This window comes from Streptomyces sp. NPDC002276 (assembly GCF_053891435.1).
This window is the reverse complement of the sequence record NZ_JBSFCQ010000033.1, coordinates 49,091-68,258: the sequence shown is the minus strand read 5'-3', so window position 1 is coordinate 68,258 and position 19,168 is coordinate 49,091. Positions and strand designations below refer to the sequence as shown.

Sequence of the window (19,168 nt, the reverse complement as noted above, 5' to 3'; positions counted from 1 at the left end):
AACTGGACCTTCGACCCCGTCCGCAAGCAGTACTTCTGGCACCGCTTCTTCTCCCACCAGCCGGACCTCAACTACGAGAACCCGGCCGTGCAGGAGGAGATCATCTCGGCGCTGAAGTTCTGGCTGGACCTGGGCATCGACGGCTTCCGCCTCGACGCCGTGCCCTACCTGTTCGCGGCCGAGGGCACCAACTGCGAAAACCTTCCGGCAACCCACGAGTTCCTGAAGCGGGTGCGGAAGGAGATCGACGCCCAGTACCCCGACACGGTGGTGCTGGCGGAGGCGAACCAGTGGCCCGAGGACGTCGTCGACTACTTCGGCGACTTCCAGAGCGGCGGCGACGAAGCCCACATGGCCTTCCACTTCCCGGTCATGCCCCGCATCTTCATGGCGGTCCGCCGGGAGTCGAGGTATCCGGTCTCGGAGATCCTCGCGAAGACGCCCGCGATCCCGTCCGGATGCCAGTGGGGCATCTTCCTGCGCAACCACGACGAGCTGACCCTGGAAATGGTCACCGACGAGGAACGCGACTACATGTGGGCCGAGTACGCCAAGGACCCCCGCATGCGCGCCAACATCGGCATCCGACGGCGCCTGGCCCCGCTCCTGGACAACGACCGCAACCAGATCGAACTGTTCACCGCCCTGCTCCTGTCGCTGCCCGGCTCGCCGATCCTCTACTACGGCGACGAGATCGGCATGGGCGACAACATCTGGCTCGGCGACCGCGACGCCGTCCGCACCCCCATGCAGTGGACACCTGATCGCAACGCAGGTTTTTCGTCCTGTGACCCCGGCCGGCTGTCGCTGCCGACCATCATGGACCCCGTCTACGGCTACCAGGTCACCAACGTCGAGGCGTCGATGTCGTCGCCCTCCTCGCTGCTCCACTGGACGCGCCGCATGATCGAGATCCGCAAGCAGAACCTGGCGTTCGGCCTCGGCTCGTACCGGGAACTGCCGTCGTCGAATCCAGCGGTGATCGCCTTCCTTCGCGAGTACGAGGACGACCTCGTCCTGTGCGTGAACAACTTCTCCCGGTTCGCGCAGCCGACGGAACTCGACCTGCGGGCGTTCAATGGAAGGCATCCGGTCGAACTGTTCGGCGGGGTGCGCTTTCCGGCCGTAGGAGAGCTGCCGTACCTGCTGACCTTGGCGGGGCACGGCTTCTACTGGTTCCGGCTCCGCAAGGAAGCCGCCTAGTCACCCCGTGGGGCGGGGTGGATCCGGTTTCCCCCGCCCCGCCCGGGGCACGCAACAGTGACACCCCGACCACCCCGGGGAAAGGAACGTGACGCCATGGCGGAAACTGTCACACTTTCCGGCCGGACCAGTCCCGGTCCCGGCCTCCTCGCCTCCCTCGACCCCCTCCTGCGGGAGTGGCTGCCGAGGCAGCGGTGGTTCGCGGGCAAGGGCCGTCCCGTCACCGGTTTCTCGCTGGTGGCCGCCACCGAGCTGCTGCCGGTCGACGGCCCCCTCGGCCTCTACCACCTGCTGGTCCGCGCCCATCAGTCCCCCGCGCCCGGCGACTGCTACCAGCTCCTCATAGGTGTGCGCGAGGCGCTGCCACCCCGGCTCGCGCCCGCGCTGATCGGACATGTGGAGGAGGGCCCGCTCGCCGGACGCACGGTGTACGAGGCCCTGCACGACCCCCGGCCCGCCGAGGTGCTCCTGGAGGCGCTGCGCACCCAGGCCCACATCGGCGGGCTGCGCTTCGAACGGGACCCGGGCCAGGACATAGCGGCCGGTCTCGCCCCCCGCCTGATGACCGCCGAGCAGTCCAACTCGTCCGTCGTCTACGGCGACCGGTTCATCCTGAAACTGCTGCGCCGGATCGTCCCCGGCACCAACCCCGACCTGGAACTCCCGCTGGCCCTCGCCCTGGAGGGCTGCCCCCGGGTGCCCGCGCCGACGGCCTGGCTGCGGGCCGAGTTCGCCGAGGAGCCGTACGTCCTGGGGGTGCTCCAGCCGTTCGTGCGGGGCGCGACCGACGGCTGGGAACTGGCGCTGCGCGAGCTGCGCAAGGGCGAGGACTTCGGCGCGGAGGCGCGGGCCCTTGGGCGGGCCACGGCCGAGGTGCATGTGGCGCTGGCCCGGGCACTGCCGACCACGACCCTGGGCCGCGCCCAGCTGGACCTGCTGGTGACGGGTATGACCGAGCGGCTCGACGCGGCGACACAGGCCGTCCCCGTGCTCCGGCCGTACGCGCCCGGACTGCGTACGGCGTTCTCGGCGCTGGCCGATCTCGCGACCGAGGGGCACACCTGGACCGCCCAGCGCATCCACGGCGACCTGCACCTCGGCCAGTGCCTGCGCTCGCCGTCCGGGGAGTGGTCGCTGATCGACTTCGAGGGCGAGCCGTCCCGGCCGCTGGCGGAACGCCGACTGCCCCAGCCGCCGGTGCGGGACATCGCGGGGATGCTGCGGTCCTTCGACTACGCGGCCCACTCCGCCGACCCGCCGGCCCCGGGCTGGGCGAGCAGGTGCCGGGCCGCGTACTGCTCCGGGTACGCGGAGATCGCCGGTGCGGACCCGCGCACCGACCCCGTCCTGCTGCGCGCGTACGAGACGGACAAGGCGGTCTACGAGGTCGTCTACGAGGCCCGGCACCGCCCCGACTGGCTCCCGGTCCCGCTCTCCGCCGTACGCCGCCTCGCCAACCCCACCACCTGACCCACCCCGCCCAGGAGGCCCCGCCGTGACCCCGCGCCCCCCGTCGTCCAACGGTCCGGACCCGAAGAAGAAGGCCGCCGCGAAGAAGTCGACGGCCAAGAAGGGTGCCGGGAAGAAGAAGTCGGCGAAGAAGAACTCGCTGAAGAAGGTCTCGGCAAAGAAGAAGACGAGCGCCGTCGGCAAAAAAGCCGCACGCGAGACGGTGACGGCCGACACGGGCGCCGAATCGACCACCCCCACACCCACGCACGCACCCGCACCCGCACCGGAGATCGCCATGTCCCCCGCCCTCGATGCCGTGGACCGCGACCGCCTCCTCCACGGCACCCACCACGCCCCCCACTCCGTACTCGGCGCCCACCCGGTACCCGGCGGCATCGCGTTCCGGGTGTTCCGGCCGTTCGCACTCGGCGTGACCGTCGTGACGGGCGGCTCGACGTCCGAACTGCACGACGACGGGGACGGCTTCTTCTCCGGCCTGCTCCCCCTCCCCGACGTGCCGGAGTACCGACTCCTCGTGGCCTACGACGGCACCGTGCAGGACATCGAGGACGCGTACCGTTTCCTGCCCGCGCTCGGTGACCTGGACCTGCATCTGATCGGCGAGGGCCGGCACGAGCAGCTGTGGCAGGCGCTCGGCGCGGAGCCGATGACCCACCAGGGCGTCACCGGCACCCGCTTCACGGTGTGGGCGCCGAACGCCCGGGGCGTACGGCTGGCGGGCACCTTCAACTTCTGGGACGGCACGGGCGCCCCGATGCGCTCGCTCGGCGCCACCGGCGTCTGGGAACTGTTCGTGCCGGGCATCGGCGAGGGCGAGCTGTACAAGTTCGAGATCACCAGGCCCGACGGTTCCAAGACCCTGCGCGCCGACCCGATGGCCCGCCGCACGGAGGTCCCGCCCGCCACGTCCTCCATCGTCACGGCCTCGCACCACGAGTGGGGCGACGAGGAGTGGCTCGCGGGTCGCACCGAAGTCCCGTCCCACGAGGCGCCGTTCTCCGCCTACGAGATCCACCTCGCCTCCTGGCGCCCTGGCTTGACGTACCGTCAGCTCGCCGAGCAACTCCCCGCCTATGTCAAGGACTTGGGCTTCACACACGTGGAGCTGATGCCGGTCGCCGAGCATCCCTTCGGCGGTTCCTGGGGCTACCAGGTCACCGGCTTCTACGCCCCGACGGCCCGCCTCGGCACCCCCGACGACTTCAAGTTCCTTGTCGACGCCCTGCACCAGGCGGGCATCGGCGTCCTGATGGACTGGGTACCGGCCCACTTCCCGCGCGACGACTGGGCGTTGGCCGAGTTCGACGGGCGCCCCCTGTACGAGCACGAGGACCCGCTCCGCGCCGCGCACCCCGACTGGGGCACCCTGGAATTTGACTTCGGCCGCCGCGAGGTGCGCAACTTCCTGGTGGCGAACGCCGTCTACTGGTGCGAGGAGTTCCACATCGACGGCCTGCGCGTGGACGCGGTCGCCTCGATGCTCTACCTCGACTACTCACGCGAGCCGGGCCAGTGGACCCCGAACGAGCACGGCGGCCGGGAGAACCTGGACGCGGTGGCCTTCCTCCAGGAGATGAACGCGACGGTGTACCGGCGGGTGCCGGGCGTCGTCACGATCGCCGAGGAATCCACGGCCTGGGACGGCGTCACCCGCTCCACCGACACCGGCGGCCTAGGCTTCGGGTTCAAGTGGAACATGGGCTGGATGCACGACTCGCTCGACTACATGACCCACGACCCGGTCCACCGCCGACACCACCACGGCGAGATGACCTTCTCCATGGTCTACGCGTACAGCGAGAACTACGTCCTCCCGATCTCCCACGACGAAGTGGTCCACGGCAAGCGCTCGTTGGTCTCCAAAATGCCCGGCGACTGGTGGCAGCAGCGCGCCAACCTCCGCGCCTACCTCGCCTTCATGTGGGCCCACCCCGGCAAGCAACTCCTCTTCATGGGCCAGGAGTTCGCCCAGGGCGCCGAATGGTCCGAGACCCACGGCCCCGACTGGTGGCTCCTCGACCCGGCCTACGGCGCGGAGGCGGACCACCGGGGCGTACGCGACCTGGTCCGCGACCTCAACACGGTCTACCGCCACACGCCTTCGCTCTGGCAGCTGGACACCGACCCCACCGGCTTCCAGTGGATAACGGGCGACGCCGCCGAGGACAACGTCTTCGCCTTCCTCCGCTACGACACCGACGGCACCCCCCTCCTCGCGGTCAGCAACTTCTCCCCCGTCGTCCGCCAGGACTACCGCCTCGGCGTCCCGGACGACACCCCCGCCTGGCACGAGGCCCTCAACACCGACACCGCGGTCTACGGCGGCAGCGACGTCACCAACCCCGACCCGATCAAGCCGGAGCCGACCACCTGGCACGGCCGCGCGGCAAGCATCCGACTCACGCTGCCACCGCTGGCTACGGTGTGGCTGCGGCCGGCCTAGGACAGCTCCGGTACATCGGTGAGCGCGCGCGGCAGCGGTCCCGTGTGCACCACTCCGAGCCGCTGAGTGGCCCGGGTCAACGCCACGTACAGATCGCTCGTGCCGTACCGACCGGGCTCGACGACGAGTACGGAGTCGAATTCCAGGCCCTTGGCCTGGCGTGGGTCGAGCAGGACGACGGTCCGCGTCAGGTCCGGCTCGGCGCCCGCCGTCACTCCGTCGAGTCGCGCGGCCAGCCGCCGGTGCAGGTCGCGCGGGGCGATGACGGCCAACCGGCCCTCGGCGGGGGTGAGTTCGCCGACTGCCTTGGCGACCGCGCCGGGGAGATCGTCGGTGGCGCGCACCCAGGGCCGTACGCCCGTGGACCGTACCGAACTCGGCGGTTCGAAGTCGGGGTTCTCGGCGCGGACGACGGCCGCCGCGAGGTCCATGATCTCGGCGGGGGTGCGGTAGTTGACGCCGAGGCGGGTGTGGGCGAAACGGTCCTCGACGTAGGGGGCGAGGATCTCCGACCAGGAGCCGACGCCCGCCGGTTCCGCGGTCTGGGCCGGGTCGCCGACCAGGGTCATGGAGCGGGTGGGGCTGCGCCGCATGAGCAACCGCCAGGCCATCGGCGAGAGTTCCTGCGCCTCGTCGACGATGATGTGGCCGAACGCCCAGGTACGGTCGGCCGCCGCGCGCTCGGCGGCGCTGCGGTGGTCCTCCTCCTCGTGCCGCTCGGCGAAGCGCTCCGCGTCGATGATGTCGTGCGCGGACAGCACCTCGGAGCCCTCGGGGTCGCCCTCCTCCTTGTCCTCGAACTCGAAGGTCCGGGAGGCGAAGGACACGTCCAACACACCCTGCGCGAACGACACTTGCTCGGCGCGCTCGCGCTCGGCCCGCGCCCGGACCACCCGGTCGTCCCGGCCGAGGAGTTCGGCGGCCTCGTCGAGCAGCGGCACGTCCGCCACGGTCCACGCGCGGGTCACCGGGCGCCGGATGGCGTCCGCGTCGTCGTCGGAGACGTACCCCATGGGGTCGGCGAGGAAGTCCGCGACGAGGTACTGCGGGGTCAGTCGCGGCCACAACTGGTCGATGGCAGCCCAGACTTCGGGGTTCTCGGCGAGTTCGTCGCGGATCTGGGTGATGTCGCTGGGGTCGAGCAGGTTGCTGCCGTCGAAGGGGTCGGTGCCGATGCGTTCGGCGACCATCTCGGTGAGCGTGTTGAGGATGTGGCCCTCGAAGTGCTCGCGGGCCGCGTTGTGCGGGAGCCCGGCCTCGCGCGTGCGGTCGCGGGCCACCCGGACCAGTCCGTCGTCGAGCATGAGGATCTCGCGGTCGTGCTCGATCGCGATCACCGGATCGGGCAGCGACTGCCAGTCGCGTACGACCCGGGCGAGGACGTCCGCCATATCGGCGCGGCCCTTCACCGCGGCGGCGGCCCGGCTGTCGGTGGCGGTCGCCTTCACGCCGGGGAACAACTCACCGACGGTCGCCAGCAGTACGCCGGTCTCGCCGAGGGAGGGCAGCACCTCGCCGATGTAGCCGAGGAACGCGGGGTTCGGGCCGACGATGAGGACGGCGCGCTTGGCGAGCAACTCCCGGTGTTCGTACAGGAGATACGCGGCCCGGTGCAGCGCGACGGCGGTCTTGCCGGTGCCGGGCCCGCCCTCGACGACGAGCACTCCGCGATGCGGTGCCCGGATGATCTCGTCCTGTTCGGCCTGGATGGTCTGCACGATGTCGCTCATCCGGCCGGTGCGCGCGGAGTTGAGCGCGGAGAGCAGCACCGCGTCGCCGGTCGGGTCCTCGTGGCCGGTGCGGGTGGCGTCCCCGAGGTCGAGGATCTCGTCGTGCAGGGCGGTGACCCGGCGGCCGTCGGTGGTGAGGTGCCGACGGCGACGCAGGCCCATCGGGGTGTGGCCGGTGGCGAGGTAGAAGGGGCGGGCGACATCGGCCCGCCAGTCGATCAGGATCGGGGTGAGGTCGGCGTCGTCGGCGCGGATGCCGATCCGGCCGATGTGGTGCCGGACCCCGGAGGTCAGGTCGATCCGGCCGAAGCAGAGTGAGCCGTCCACGGCGTTCAGCGCGGCGAGCAGTCCCGAGCGCTCGGCGACCAGGATGTCCCGCTCAAGACGGGCCTGCATGGGCGTGTTGCCCTGCCCGAGCGCGTCCGTGACGGAGTCCTCGGTGGCGCCGCGCAGCGCGTCCACGCGTGCGTACAGACCGTCGATGAATTCCTGCTCACCGTGAATTTCATCGCTGTTTGACAATTCCACTCCCGGACCTATATACTGTGCTCACTGAGCTTCTTTGTGACTCAATTCCCGTGAAGTCACGAACCATTGAATATACGCAAAGAAATCCCCCGAGCGTAATTGCTCAGGGGATTTTTCCGTTTCCGGGGTTCAGATCACGTCGGCCAGTTCCTCCAGCAGCCGCCGCTTCGGCCTGGCTCCCACCATGGCCTTCACCGGCTCACCGCCCCGGAACACCATGAACGTGGGCATCGAGAGAACCTTGTACGCGTTCGTGGTCTCCGGATTCTGGTCCACGTTCAGCTGCACCACCTTCAGCCGCTCGCCCTCCTCCGCGGCGAGGGCCCGCAGCACCGGCCCCATCTGCCGGCACGGCGGGCACCAGTCCGCGGTGAACTCCACCAGCACCGGCAACTCGGCCCCGAGCACCTCGGCCGTGAAGTTCTCGTCCGTCACATCGGTCACGTGCGTCACATCGATCACAGTTCAGACCCTCCCAGTTCGCACAACGGCGTCGGCTCCTCGACGGTCGCCAGCCGCACCCCGATCTCCGCCCGCACGGCCTGCAACTCCCCGATCAGGGAGTCCAGTTCGGCCAGCTTGCGCCGGTAGACCGCGAGCGACGCCGGGCACGAGTCGCCCTCCGGGTGCCCGGCCCGCAGACACTCCACGAAGGGCCGCGTCTCCTCCAGGTCGAACCCGAAGTCCTGCAAGGTCCTGATCTGCCGCAGCAGCCTCAGATCCCCCTCGTCGTACGTCCGGTACCCGTTGCCACCGCGCCGCGCGGGCAACAGCCCTCGCGACTCGTAGTACCTGAGCGTTCGCGTCGTGGTCCCGGCCCGCGCGGCCAGCTCGCCGATTCGCATGCGTACGACGGTAATCCTTGACGTCGGCGTCAGGGCAAGGCCCATTTCCCGGGCAGCCGCTCCGGGCACCGTCAGACCATGACCCCCGCGGACGTCTCCACTTCCAGCAGGGAGGCGCTCTCCCGCTCCTCGTCAAAGGCCTTGCGTCCGCCGCGCAGCCCGAACAGCCGCTTGGCGAGGGCGATATAGAGGACGGCGAGTATGTTGAGGACGAGGGTGGCGATCTTCAACCAGCTGATGTGCTCGGTGAGTTCGTAGATCTCCAGCGGCAGGAAGGCCGCGGTCGCGACCACCGTCAGATACTCCGCCCAGCGCTTGGCGTACCAGAGCCCGCCGGCTTCGACGAGTTCGATCAGCGCGTACGCCAGCAGCAGTACGGCGACCAGGACCAGCGTGGAGTGCTTGTAGCCGAAGGTCTTCTGGATAGAGCCGACGACCGGCGAGTGGTCGAGGTCGTAGTGGAAGTGCTTGAAGACGGGGCGGAAGACGTTCAGGTAGTCGTCGAAGAGCTTGCGGACCGAGTCCTGGCTGTTGCTGAACTTCCACACCGCTGCGGCGACCAGCACGATGAACACCCCGCGCACGGCCCGCTCGATCGCCAGGAACCGCAGGATGAACAGGTCCCGCAGCACCTTCCCGCGCGGCACCAGCGGGGCGTGGTCGGCGGGCCCGGAGCCGTGCGGTTCACCGAGCACGAAGTCTCCGCAGCGCAGACAGCGCCAGGCCGTACCGAACTTGGTCTCGACGCGCAGCCGCTCCCGCAGCGCCGTCTCTTCGGGCGCGTACGTCACATGCCCGTGCCGTGCGCAGTGCCGCCGGTCCCAGTCGATCTTCATGCCCATGTCCCCCGTGACTCCCGCCGAACGCGAACGTGCCGTACAGCGCCGGATTTTTCCGGCACGGCACGGCACGGTAGTGCATCCACCGGAACGGCTGGGAGGTGGACCGGGCGGCTGAGCGACGGGGGGACACCCAGCCACCCGGTGTCCGTGGGGCGTCCGGACCTTGTTCAGGTGGGTCCGGGCGCCCCGCTCGGGGGGGCGGGTCAGGCCTTGGCGAGTTCCTTCTCGCCGCCCTGCTCGGGCACTCCGTCGAGGTGCTCGTCGCTGTCCTCGTCGAGCAACGTCTTCTCGTCGAAGGGCAGTTCACCCGCGAGGACCCGGTTCACCCGCTCCTTGTCGACCTCGCCGGTCCAGGTGCCGATGAGCAGCGTGGCGACGGCGTTGCCGGCGAAGTTGGTGACCGCGCGGGCCTCGCTCATGAAGCGGTCGATGCCGATGATCAGGCCGACACCGTCGACCAGGGCCGGCTTGTGCGACTGGAGGCCACTGGCGAGGACGGCGATGCCGGAGCCGGAGACACCGGCCGCGCCCTTGGAGGCGACCATCATGAAGAGCAGCAGCCCGATCTGCTGGCCGATGCTCATCGGCTGGTCCATCGCGTCGGCGATGAACAGCGAGGCCATCGTCAGGTAGATCATCGTGCCGTCGAGGTTGAAGGAGTAGCCGGTCGGCACGGTGATGCCGACGACCGGACGGCTGACACCCAGGTGCTCCATCTTCGCGATGAGCCGCGGCAGCGCGGACTCGGACGAGGAGGTGGAGACGATCAGCAGGAACTCACGGCCGAGGTACTTCAGCAGCTGGAACAGGTTGACCTTGGCGACCAGCTTGGTCAGCGTGCCGAGCACGACCACGATGAACAGGAAACAGGTGACGTAGAAGCCGGCCATGATCGTGCCGAGCGCTTTGAGCGCGTCCATGCCGGTCTCGCCGATGACGGCGGCCATCGCGCCGAAGGCACCGATGGGCGCGGCCCACATGATCATGCCGAGGATGCGGAAGACCAGCTTCTGGATGTACTCGACCCCGCGCAGCACCGGCTCGCCGGTCCGGCCCATGGCCTGGAGGGCGAAGCCCGCGAGAAGCGCGATCAGCAGCGTCTGGAGGACCTGGCCCTCGGTGAACGCCGACACGAAGGTGGTCGGGATGATCCCGAGCAGGAAGTCGACCGGGCCCTCGGCGGCGGCCTGGGCCTGCGTGTGTCCGACGCCCTTGACCGCCTCGGTCAGGTGCATGCCGCTGCCCGGGTGGATGATGTTGCCGACGACCAGGCCGATGGCCAGCGCCACGAACGACATCCCGATGAAGTAGGCGAGCGCGAGCCCGCCGACCTTGCCGACCTGCGCCGCCTTCCGTACGGAACCGACGCCGAGCACGATCGTGCAGAAGATGATCGGCGAGATCATCATCTTGATCAGCGAGACGAAGCCCGTGCCGATCGGCTTCAGTTCCTTGGCGAAGTCCGGCGCGATGAACCCGACGGCGATGCCGAGGGCGACCGCGACGATCACCGCGATGTAGAGGTAGTGGGTACGGTCCCGCTTCGCGGGGGGTGCGGCAGGTGCGGGAGCGGTGCTGGCCACGGCTGCCCTCCTTGACGACGTCGTCGGCATCATCCGGCGTGCGGCTCACGACCGGCGGAACCCGGGCTGCGAGTGCGGCTCACGTCCGGGAAGATCCGGGAGGTGGGGGCTCCCAGGGGGTTGCGGTGACTATCTCCCGGCCTGTGAGCCCGGTCACCCTTCCGTTCATTTAGTTCACGCCATGTCTGAGAGGCACACTGACGACATGCGCTTCCCGCACGTCCCCCGCCCCCGCAGCCTCGCCGGTCAGCTCTTCGGCATGCAGGCGGTGCTGATAGCGGTCGTCGTCGCCGGGTACGCGCTGTTCACCTACGTCAGCGACCGCAGCCAGGCCGAGGACGCGGCCGGCCGCCAGGCCACGGCGGTGGCCCGTTCGGTCGCCGACTCCCCGTCGGTGGTCGCGGCGATCGGTACGTCGAACCCCACCGCGCACCTGGAGACGTACTCACTGCGCGTCCAGCGGGACACCCAGGTCGACTTCGTCACGATCATGAACCCGAAGGGCATCCGCTGGACCCACCCGGTCAAGGACCAGATCGGCAAGAAGTTCCTCGGCCACATCGGGCCCGCCCTCAACGGCAAGTCCTTCACCGAGACCTACACCGGCACACTCGGCGCGTCCGTCCGCGCGGTCACCCCGATCTACGACACCGGTCACACCCGGATCATCGGCCTGGTCAGCGCCGGCATCCGGGTCGAGGCGATCACCCAGCGGGTGCAGGACCAGGTGACGGCCCTGATCGGCGTCGCGGCGGGCGCCCTGGCACTGGGTGCCGTAGGGACGTACGTCATCAACGCCCGTCTCCGCCGCCACACCCACAACATGAACGCGACCGAGCTGAGCCATATGCACGACTACCACCAGGCCGCGCTGCACGCGGTACGGGAAGGACTGCTGATGCTCGACGGGCAGTACCGGGTGGCGCTCATGAACGACGGCGGACGCGAGCTGCTGGGAGTGACGGGTGACGTGGTGGGCCGCTCGGTCGCGAACCTGGGCCTGCCCGCACCACTGACGGGAGCACTGCTCTCGTCGGAGGAACGGGTGGACGAGGTACACCTGACGGCGTCACGAGTGCTGGTGGTGAACACCTCACCGGTGTCGGGTGGTGAACGCCGAGGAACGGTCGTGACGTTGCGCGATGTCACCGAACTCCAGTCCCTGATGGGCGAGTTGGACTCGGAGCGCGGCTTCACGCAGGCGCTGCGGTCACAGGCGCACGAGGCGGCGAACCGCCTGCACACGGTCGTCTCGTTGATCGAACTGGGACGGGCGGAGGAGGCGGTGGACTTCGCGACGGCGGAACTGGAACTGGCCCAGACCCTGACCGATCAGGTCGTCTCGGCGGTCAACGAGCCTGTGCTGGCCGCCCTGTTGCTGGGCAAGACGGCCCAATCCAACGAGCGGGGCGTCGAGTTGGTGGTGTCCGAGGACAGTGGACTGGACGACGGTCTGCTGCCGGATTCGCTCTCCGCGCGGGACTTGGTGACGATCCTCGGCAATCTGATCGACAACGCCGTCGACGCGGCACAGGGAAGCCTGCGGGCGCGGGTCACGGTGACGGCGCGGACGGAGGCAGGGGCGATGGGCACCAGCTCCAGCTCCGGCTCCGCGCTGGTGCTGCGGGTGGCGGACACGGGGACGGGGGTCGATCCCGCGCACGCGGAGGCGGTCTTCCAGCGCGGCTTCTCGACGAAGCCGGCTGGACCGGGCGGCCGGGGACTGGGACTGGCGCTGGTACGGCAGGCGGTGAACCGGCATGAGGGGACGTTGACGGTGGCGGAGGCGGAGGGAGGCGGGGCGGTGTTCGAGGTGCGGTTGCCGTTGTGGGGCACGGACGCGCGTACGGGGGGTGCTCGGGCGTCGTCCCCGGGCACCGCTTCCAGAGGTGAGGGCTCATGACCACGGCCGAGCCGATCCGCGTGCTGATCGTGGAGGACGATCCCGTCGCCGCCGACGCGCACGTCATGTACGTCGGCCGGGTGCCGGGCTTCGTGGCGGTGGGCAAGGCGCACACGGGGGCGGAGGCGAGACGGGCGCTGGAGCGCACGCAGGTGGATCTGCTGTTGCTGGATCTGCACCTACCGGACGCGCACGGCCTGCAACTGGCCAGGTCGTTGCGGGCCGCCGGCTACCACGCGGACGTGATCGCGGTGACGTCGGCACGGGACTTGGCGGTGGTGCGGGAGGGGGTGTCACTGGGTGTCGTCCAGTACGTCCTGAAGCCGTTCACCTTCGCCACGCTGCGGGACCGACTGGTGCGGTACGCCGAGTTCCACGCGGCGGCGGGCGAGGCGAGCGGCCAGGACGAGGTCGACCGGGCGCTGGCCGCATTGCGTGCGCCGTCGCCCGCGGCACTGCCGAAGGGGCTGAGCGCACCGACGTTGGAGAAGGTGACGGTCGCGCTGCGGGACTGCGCGGAGGGGCTCACTGCGGCGGGCGTGGCGGAGGCGGTGGGGATTTCCCGGATTACGGCCCGGCGCTATCTGGAGCATTTGGTGGAGGCGGGGAGGGCGGCGCGGAGTCCGCAGTACGGGACTGTGGGGCGGCCCGAGTTGCAGTATCGGTGGGTCAAGGGGTAGGCGGGCGGGGCGAGTTGAGCGGGCGCGGTCGCGGTCGCGCATAGCTCAGGACCTGGTGGCCGAGACCGACGACGATGAGCGCCTCGACGAGGGAGAGGGCGAGCAGGCCGGGTGTCGTCTGGCCTGCGGCCCAGTAGACGATGAGCCCGGCGAGCGGGACGACGCAGAACGCCAGCAGGTCGATGGCGGACTGGATGACCTTGCGGGAGCGTCGGCGGGTGTCGGAACGGTGGGCGGTCTCCCATGTGAACACGGCTTCGGCGTGGGCGAGTTGAGCGAGCCGGGGCGCCAGGTCGTCGCGTACGTACGTCCCGATCGCGGAGATCTTCTCGTCGTTCACGAGGTAGGTCCACCCGAGCACGACACACACCGGCGGCAGCGCGAGCAGCATCTCGGACTGCTTGGCCTGGGCCGCGGCGGCGATGACTGCGGCGACGATGGTGAGGGTGACGTAGAGGAGGTTGTCGCGGAAGCCGATGCGGGTCTTCTGCTCGTCCTTGACGGTCTGGTACTCGGCCAGGAGGAGTTGGGCCACGGTGACGTCGCGTTCCGGCATGGCCCTGGCCTCTCCCCCGAGTGGTGCCAACACAGCGGCTGCGCAGGCGACTTGGAAGTACCTTATGTGAGTGACGCAACCCATTGTCGCGGTGCTGACCGCTCTGTCGCTGGAGTACAAGGCCGTGCGCGCCCATCTCACGGATGTACGGAAGCGGGAGCATCCGCGGGGTACGAGGGCCGCGGTCGGTCAACTCACCGGAACACCCTGGTCCGTCGCCCTGGTCGAGATGGGCGAGGGAAACCTGACGGCCGCCGCGCTCACCGAGCGGGTGATGACGTGGCTGGAGCCGCAGGCGGTGCTGTTCGTAGGGGTCGCCGGGAGCTTGAAGAGCGACATCGGGCTGGGCGACGTCGTGGTGGCGACGAAGGTGTACGGCATCCACGGCGGCAAGGAGACACCGGAGGGTTTTCTCGTACGGCCGGAGGCGTGGCGCGCGTCGCACCGGCTGGCCTCGGCTGCCCGGGAGGCGTTGCGGGACGACCCGCATGCCCACTTGAAGCCGATCGCCGCGGGTAATGTCGTTCTGGCCGCACCGGAGTCCGCGCTCTTGGAACGCCTGCGGCGGCACTACAACGACGCCGCGGCCATCGAGATGGAGGGCTCGGGCGTCGTGAGCGCGGTGGACCTCGCCGGTGGGGACGCGCTGGTGATCCGGGGAATCAGCGACCGGGCCGACGCGGACAAGTCCCGTACGGACGGGGAGGGTTGGCAGTCACGGGCCGCGGAGAACGCGGCGGCTGCGGCGGTGGCTGTGTTGCGGGAGCTGCGGCCGTTTCGGGGTTCGCGGGTGGGGGGTTCGGGTTCCGGTTCCGACAGGGAGGGCGAGGACTCTGAGGAGGGGCCCCATCAAGGGGCGCGGTACGGAGGGGATCACCTCGACTTTCGGGGGAGCACCTTCAACGGGCCGTTCGTTGCCAAGCGGGTGGAGCGGTAGCGGGGCGGGGCGCGGAACCGTTCATGGTCCGGTGCCGGTGGCTACGGCCGCGCTGCCTGCGGTGCCGGCGGGGTTCACCGGGCGGGACGAGGACTTGGCGCGGCTGCTTCCCGTACTGGACCAGGCCGCTGAGTCCGATCTGCCGGTGGTGATCTGCGCGGTGTCCGGGCTGGGCGGGATCGGGAAGACGTCGCTGGCGTTGTGCGCCGCGCATCGGGCGGTGCGGGACGGGTGGTTTCCGGGCGGGACGTTGTTCGTCGACTTTCGGGGGTACGACGAGGATCCGGTCACGGCGGATCAGGCGGTGGTCGCGCTGTTGGACGGGATGGGGGTTCGGGGGGCGGATCTTCCACAGACGGTGGCCGGGCAGTACGGCTTGTATTGGCGGCTGTTGGCGGAGGAGCGGGGGGCGATGCTGCTGGTCCTCGACAATGCGTCGGATGCGGGGCAGGTGATGCCGCTTGTGCCGGGGACGGATCGTCATCGGGTGCTGGTCACGTCTCGGGATCGGTTGACTGAGCTGGACGCTCAGTTGATCGACCTTGATGTCCTCAAGGCGGAGGATGCCGCCGACCTCATTGACAGGTCCTTGCGGCTCAGCGACCGCGCGGACGATCGGGCGGCGCGTGAACCTAAGGCCGTCTCGGAACTCGCCATGCTGTGCGGCCACCATCCGCTCGCGCTGAGGATCACTGCCGGCATGCTGCGTAAGCGCCGCCACCGGACCGTCGCGTCCCTCGTGGACGAGTTGCGGGGTGCCGAAGATCGGACGGCGGCTGTCGGACTCCGCCCGGTCTTCGAGGCGGCGTATCGGCAACTGCCGCCTGAGCAGGCCAGGTTGCTGCGTCTACTCGCCTTGGCTCCGGCGGCTGAGGTTGGCGGTGAGACGGCCGCTGCTATGGCCGACCTCAGCGTCGACCCGACGTTCGACCTGCTCGAAGAACTCGCCTCAGCGCACCTTGTCACGCCTGTTCCGGGAGAGGCGGACCTGCGGTGGCGGTTGCATGACCTGGTGCGGTCGTTCGGGGTGCGTGTGGTCAAGGGGGATGCGGGGCTGTGGGAGGAGGGGGAGGCCGCGCGAGGGCGGGTACTGGAGTTCTACCTGCCGTGGGCGGAGGCGGCGGACGACCGGTTGCGGTGGCTGCCAGGGATGCCGGAGCCGGAGCGGTTCGCGGACCGGGCGAAGGCGTTGGCGTGGCTGGACTCCGAGCGAGCGGCGCTCGTGGCGGCGGTGCAGTGGGCGAAGGAGGAGCGGTACGCGGACATGGCGGTGTGGCTGTCGCAGTGTCTGGGGGAGTATCTGACCTGGCGACGCTCTTTCGACGACAAGATCACGGTCTGCGGTGCCGCGCAGGAGGCCGCTCACCGCGCCGGACGCCAGGTGGACGAGGCCGTCGCGTGGGACGACCTCGGCAACGCCCTGCGGGAGGCGGGCCGGGCGGAGGAAGCCATCGACGCCCACACGCACGCACGCGACCTCTTCCAGGCGATCGGGAATCGCTCACGCGAGGGCCTCACGTGGAACAACCTCGGCAACGCCCTGCGGGAGGCGGGCCGGACGCAGGAGGCCATCGACGCCCATACCCGCGTCCGCGACCTGTTCCAGACCGTCAGGGACCGCCTCCACGAGGCCATGGCATGGGACAACCTCGGTGTCACCCTGGGGGAGGCGGGCCGGGCAGGGGAGTCAATCGATGCCCATATCTGCGCCCGCGACCTGTACCAGGCCGTCGGGGACCGCCACGGCGAAGCCAGGGCGTGGAACAACCTCGGCGCCACTCTGCGTGACACGGGCCGGGTGAAGGAGGCGGTTGAGGCGTACCAGAAGGCTCTAGAGGGCTACCGGGAGTTCGAGGACTGGTACGGGACGGGCCGCACCCTCTTCAACCTGGCTCTCTCCCACCAGGACGCCGCCCGCCCCGCCGAGGCCCGCACCTGCTACCTCCAGTCCGCCGCCGCCTTCACTCAAGCCAACGCCCCCACCGAAGCCGCAGCCGCCCAATCCCACGCAGACGCATTGACCTGACTAGACCACTCCACTTACCTTCACCGGGCAGCCATCCCCCCAGGCCCTGGCCACAAAGACGTGAGCCGTAGGAGGTCGTGCCCGTGCGCCCCACCGCCGTCGCCCTCGCAGCAGTCTCAGCCCTAGCCCTCGCCGCAACCACCCTCACCGCCTGCGGCAGCGGTTCCGGCAGCAGCCCCGACACCGTCAAGATCTCCTTCAAACAGTCGACGGACAACTCCATCAAGGTGATGGACACCTACCTCGCCGACATGAAGAAGCAGTTCGAGAAGCAGTACCCCGGCAAGAAGGTCGAACTCGTCCCGATCAAGGCCCCGGACTCGGAGTACTACACCAAGCTCCAGCAGATGCTCCGCTCCCCCAAGACCGCCCCGGACCTGGTCTACGAGGACACGTTCCTCATCAACAGCGACATCACGTCCGGGTACTTGAAGCCCCTCGACTCGTACCTCTCCAAGTGGCCGGACTGGAACCAGTTCGTAGACACGGCGAAGTCGGCCGCCAAGGCCGAGGACGGAAAGACGTACGGCGTCCCGGACGGCACGGACACCCGAGGCCTCTGGTTCGACAAGGGAATCTTCAAGAAGGCGGGCCTGCCCACGAATTGGCAGCCGAAGACGTGGGACGACGTCCTCGCCGCGGCCCGCACGATCAAGCAGAAGGTCCCGAGCGTCACCCCCCTCAACGTCTACACCGGCAAACCCGCCGGCGAAGCCGCCACCATGCAGGGCTTCGAGATGCTGCTCTACGGGACGAACGACGGCACCACGGACCCCCTTTACGACAAGTCGTCGAAGAAGTGGATCGCGGGAAGCCAAGGCTTCAAGGACGCCCTCTCCTTCGTGCACACGGTCTACAAGGAGAAGCTCGGCCCGGACGTGTCGGACGCCCTAGACCCCAACATCCAGACCTACGTGTTCGGTGACATGCTCCCCAAGGGCAAACTCGGCATCGCCCTCGACGGCTCCTGGCTGCCACAGGCGTGGTTGAAGGGCAGCGGTCACGAATGGCCGCAGTGGTCACAGGAGTTGGGCCTCGCGTACATGCCCACGCAGAACGGCCAGGCTCCCGGCAAGGTGAGCATGTCCGGCGGCTGGACCTGGGCGATCCCCTCCAAGGCCGGTAACCCGGACCTCGCCTTCGACTTCATCAAGACGATGCAGACGAAGGCGAACGCGGAGAAGTGGTACATCACCAACTCCGGTATCTCCGTGCGGAAGGACGTAGCCGCTGACCCCGCGTACGCGACCGCCCAGCCCGGCATCAAGTTCTTCACGGACCTCGTCGCGAGCACGCACTACCGCCCCGCCTACCCGGCGTACCCGAAGGTCTCCACCGCCATCCAGGAGGCGATGGAGGGCGTGACGACGGGCGACATGTCGGTTGACAAGGCGGCGAGTTCGTACGACGACGAACTCAAGTCGGCCACGGACAATCAGGTCACCCAGAAGTGACCACCGCACCCCGGCAAGCGGCGGGCCCGGACGCGACGAAGTCCGCCCCGGGCCCCCGAGGGTCCACGTACCAGCAGCCAAGTCCCCGCAACGACCACCGGACCCTCCGCCGCATCCTCACCCAACTCCTCCCCCTCTCCCCCGCCCTGACCCTCCTGCTCCTCTTCCTGGCCGTCCCGATCGGCTACTGCGCCTACATCGCCTTCACCGACCTCCAACTCACCGGCCAGGCCCACTCGTCCTTCGTGGGCTTCGCGAACTTCCGTACGGCCTTCAAGGACTCGGAATTCCTCAACGCGGTATGGCTGACACTGGTGTTCACGGTGTTGTCGTCCCTGATCGGCCAGAACACCCTGGGCCTGGCGCTCGCGACCCTCATGCAACGCGCGTCAAAACCGGTCCGCACACTCACAGGCGCGATCGTGATCACGGCCTGGGTCCTCCCGGAGGTCGTGGCAGGCTTCCTCCTCTACGCGTTCTTCCGTCGCGAGGGAACCCTGAACGCCATCCTGGACTGGCTCCATCTCCCGTCCGAGAACTGGCTGTTCACGCTCCCGATCCTGGCGGTGTCGTTCGCGAACGTCTGGCGGGGAACGGCGTTCTCGATGCTGGTGTACTCAGCGGCGCTCAACGAAATCCCCCAAGAGATCACGGAGGCGGCGGAGGTCGACGGCGCCGGCGGCTGGCGCCGCATGTGGCACATCACGCTGCCGATGATCCGCCGCTCGATCGGCACGAACCTCATGCTCAACACCCTCCAGACCCTCTCCGTCTTCGGCCTGATCTGGGTGATGACGAGAGGCGGCCCGGGAAACAAGAGCCAGACCCTCCCCCTCTACATGTACGAACAGGCCTTCCAGAACAGCATGATCGGCTACGCCACGGCGGTAGCCCTGCTCCTGCTCCTGGTCGGCTCCCTCTTCTCGGTGATCTACATGCGCCTGCTGCGAACGGAGGTCTGACCC

At 69.1% G+C, this 19,168-nt stretch carries 15 protein-coding genes; 9 read left to right on the top strand and 6 right to left on the bottom strand.

Going from position 1 to position 19,168, the window contains the following annotated elements; translation table 11 throughout:
* From treS to glgB, 3 genes are all read left to right on the top strand, one after another.
* A partial coding sequence (gene treS / locus ACWIHT_RS44875; protein WP_456174435.1) for a maltose alpha-D-glucosyltransferase occupies window positions 1-1,203 on the top strand: 1,203 nt, incomplete at its 5' end.
* Between the two features lie 96 nt (window positions 1,204-1,299).
* Entirely contained in the window at window positions 1,300-2,673 is a 1,374-nt protein-coding gene (locus ACWIHT_RS44870; RefSeq protein WP_456174434.1) for a maltokinase N-terminal cap-like domain-containing protein, read from the top strand.
* A 25-nt stretch (window positions 2,674-2,698) separates the two neighbouring features.
* Complete coding sequence (glgB, locus tag ACWIHT_RS44865) at window positions 2,699-5,119, top strand: 1,4-alpha-glucan branching enzyme (RefSeq protein WP_456174433.1); 2,421 nt, start codon at window positions 2,699-2,701, stop codon at window positions 5,117-5,119.
* Here the strand turns inward: glgB and ACWIHT_RS44860 are convergent.
* The 5 genes from ACWIHT_RS44860 to ACWIHT_RS44840 all read right to left on the bottom strand — a co-directional run bounded on the left by ACWIHT_RS44860 (window position 5,116) and on the right by ACWIHT_RS44840 (window position 10,680).
* Window positions 5,116-7,371 carry a HelD family protein gene (locus ACWIHT_RS44860; protein WP_456174432.1) on the bottom strand — a complete coding sequence of 752 codons (2,256 nt, stop codon included), beginning with the start codon at window positions 7,369-7,371 and terminating at the stop codon, window positions 5,116-5,118. The genes glgB and ACWIHT_RS44860 overlap by 4 nt on opposite strands.
* 135 nt (window positions 7,372-7,506) lie before the next feature.
* Window positions 7,507-7,821 (bottom strand): thioredoxin family protein, encoded by a 315-nt coding sequence (locus ACWIHT_RS44855; RefSeq protein ID WP_456174431.1) that lies wholly within the window; start codon window positions 7,819-7,821, stop codon window positions 7,507-7,509.
* Between the two features lie 14 nt (window positions 7,822-7,835).
* On the bottom strand, window positions 7,836-8,222 hold the full coding sequence (locus tag ACWIHT_RS44850; RefSeq protein ID WP_456174430.1) for a MerR family transcriptional regulator: 387 nt from the start codon (window positions 8,220-8,222) through the stop codon (window positions 7,836-7,838).
* Window positions 8,223-8,293: 71 nt separating this feature from the next.
* Window positions 8,294-9,058, bottom strand: coding sequence for a DUF2127 domain-containing protein (locus ACWIHT_RS44845; protein WP_456174429.1), 765 nt, complete (start codon window positions 9,056-9,058; stop codon window positions 8,294-8,296).
* 209 nt (window positions 9,059-9,267) lie between these two features.
* Window positions 9,268-10,680: a cation:dicarboxylate symporter family transporter gene (locus ACWIHT_RS44840; RefSeq protein WP_456174428.1), complete on the bottom strand. Its 1,413-nt coding sequence runs from the start codon at window positions 10,678-10,680 to the stop codon at window positions 9,268-9,270.
* 172 nt (window positions 10,681-10,852) lie between these two features.
* Here ACWIHT_RS44840 and ACWIHT_RS44835 point away from each other — a divergent pair, with 172 nt between their 5' ends.
* Window positions 10,853-12,550 carry a sensor histidine kinase gene (locus tag ACWIHT_RS44835; protein ID WP_456174438.1) on the top strand — a complete coding sequence of 566 codons (1,698 nt, stop codon included), beginning with the start codon at window positions 10,853-10,855 and terminating at the stop codon, window positions 12,548-12,550.
* Window positions 12,547-13,230: a response regulator gene (locus ACWIHT_RS44830; RefSeq protein ID WP_456174427.1), complete on the top strand. Its 684-nt coding sequence runs from the start codon at window positions 12,547-12,549 to the stop codon at window positions 13,228-13,230. Before ACWIHT_RS44835 ends, ACWIHT_RS44830 begins: the two co-directional genes overlap by 4 nt.
* Here the strand turns inward: ACWIHT_RS44830 and ACWIHT_RS44825 are convergent.
* Window positions 13,220-13,786 (bottom strand): hypothetical protein, encoded by a 567-nt coding sequence (locus ACWIHT_RS44825; RefSeq protein WP_456174426.1) that lies wholly within the window; start codon window positions 13,784-13,786, stop codon window positions 13,220-13,222. The two genes, ACWIHT_RS44830 and ACWIHT_RS44825, sit on opposite strands and share 11 nt — an antisense overlap.
* Before the next feature lie 70 nt (window positions 13,787-13,856).
* Here ACWIHT_RS44825 and ACWIHT_RS44820 point away from each other — a divergent pair, with 70 nt between their 5' ends.
* The 4 genes from ACWIHT_RS44820 to ACWIHT_RS44805 all read left to right on the top strand — a co-directional run bounded on the left by ACWIHT_RS44820 (window position 13,857) and on the right by ACWIHT_RS44805 (window position 19,165).
* Window positions 13,857-14,723 (top strand): 5'-methylthioadenosine/S-adenosylhomocysteine nucleosidase, encoded by an 867-nt coding sequence (locus ACWIHT_RS44820; RefSeq protein WP_456174425.1) that lies wholly within the window; start codon window positions 13,857-13,859, stop codon window positions 14,721-14,723.
* A gap of 37 nt (window positions 14,724-14,760) precedes the next feature.
* Window positions 14,761-16,749: a tetratricopeptide repeat protein gene (locus tag ACWIHT_RS44815; RefSeq protein ID WP_456174424.1), complete on the top strand. Its 1,989-nt coding sequence runs from the start codon at window positions 14,761-14,763 to the stop codon at window positions 16,747-16,749.
* A gap of 83 nt (window positions 16,750-16,832) precedes the next feature.
* A complete protein-coding gene (locus ACWIHT_RS44810) occupies window positions 16,833-18,203 on the top strand; it encodes an extracellular solute-binding protein (RefSeq protein WP_456174423.1) in 1,371 nt (456 codons plus the stop codon).
* Window positions 18,200-19,165: a carbohydrate ABC transporter permease gene (locus ACWIHT_RS44805; protein WP_456174422.1), complete on the top strand. Its 966-nt coding sequence runs from the start codon at window positions 18,200-18,202 to the stop codon at window positions 19,163-19,165. Before ACWIHT_RS44810 ends, ACWIHT_RS44805 begins: the two co-directional genes overlap by 4 nt.
* The last annotated feature ends 3 nt before the right edge of the window (window positions 19,166-19,168 follow it).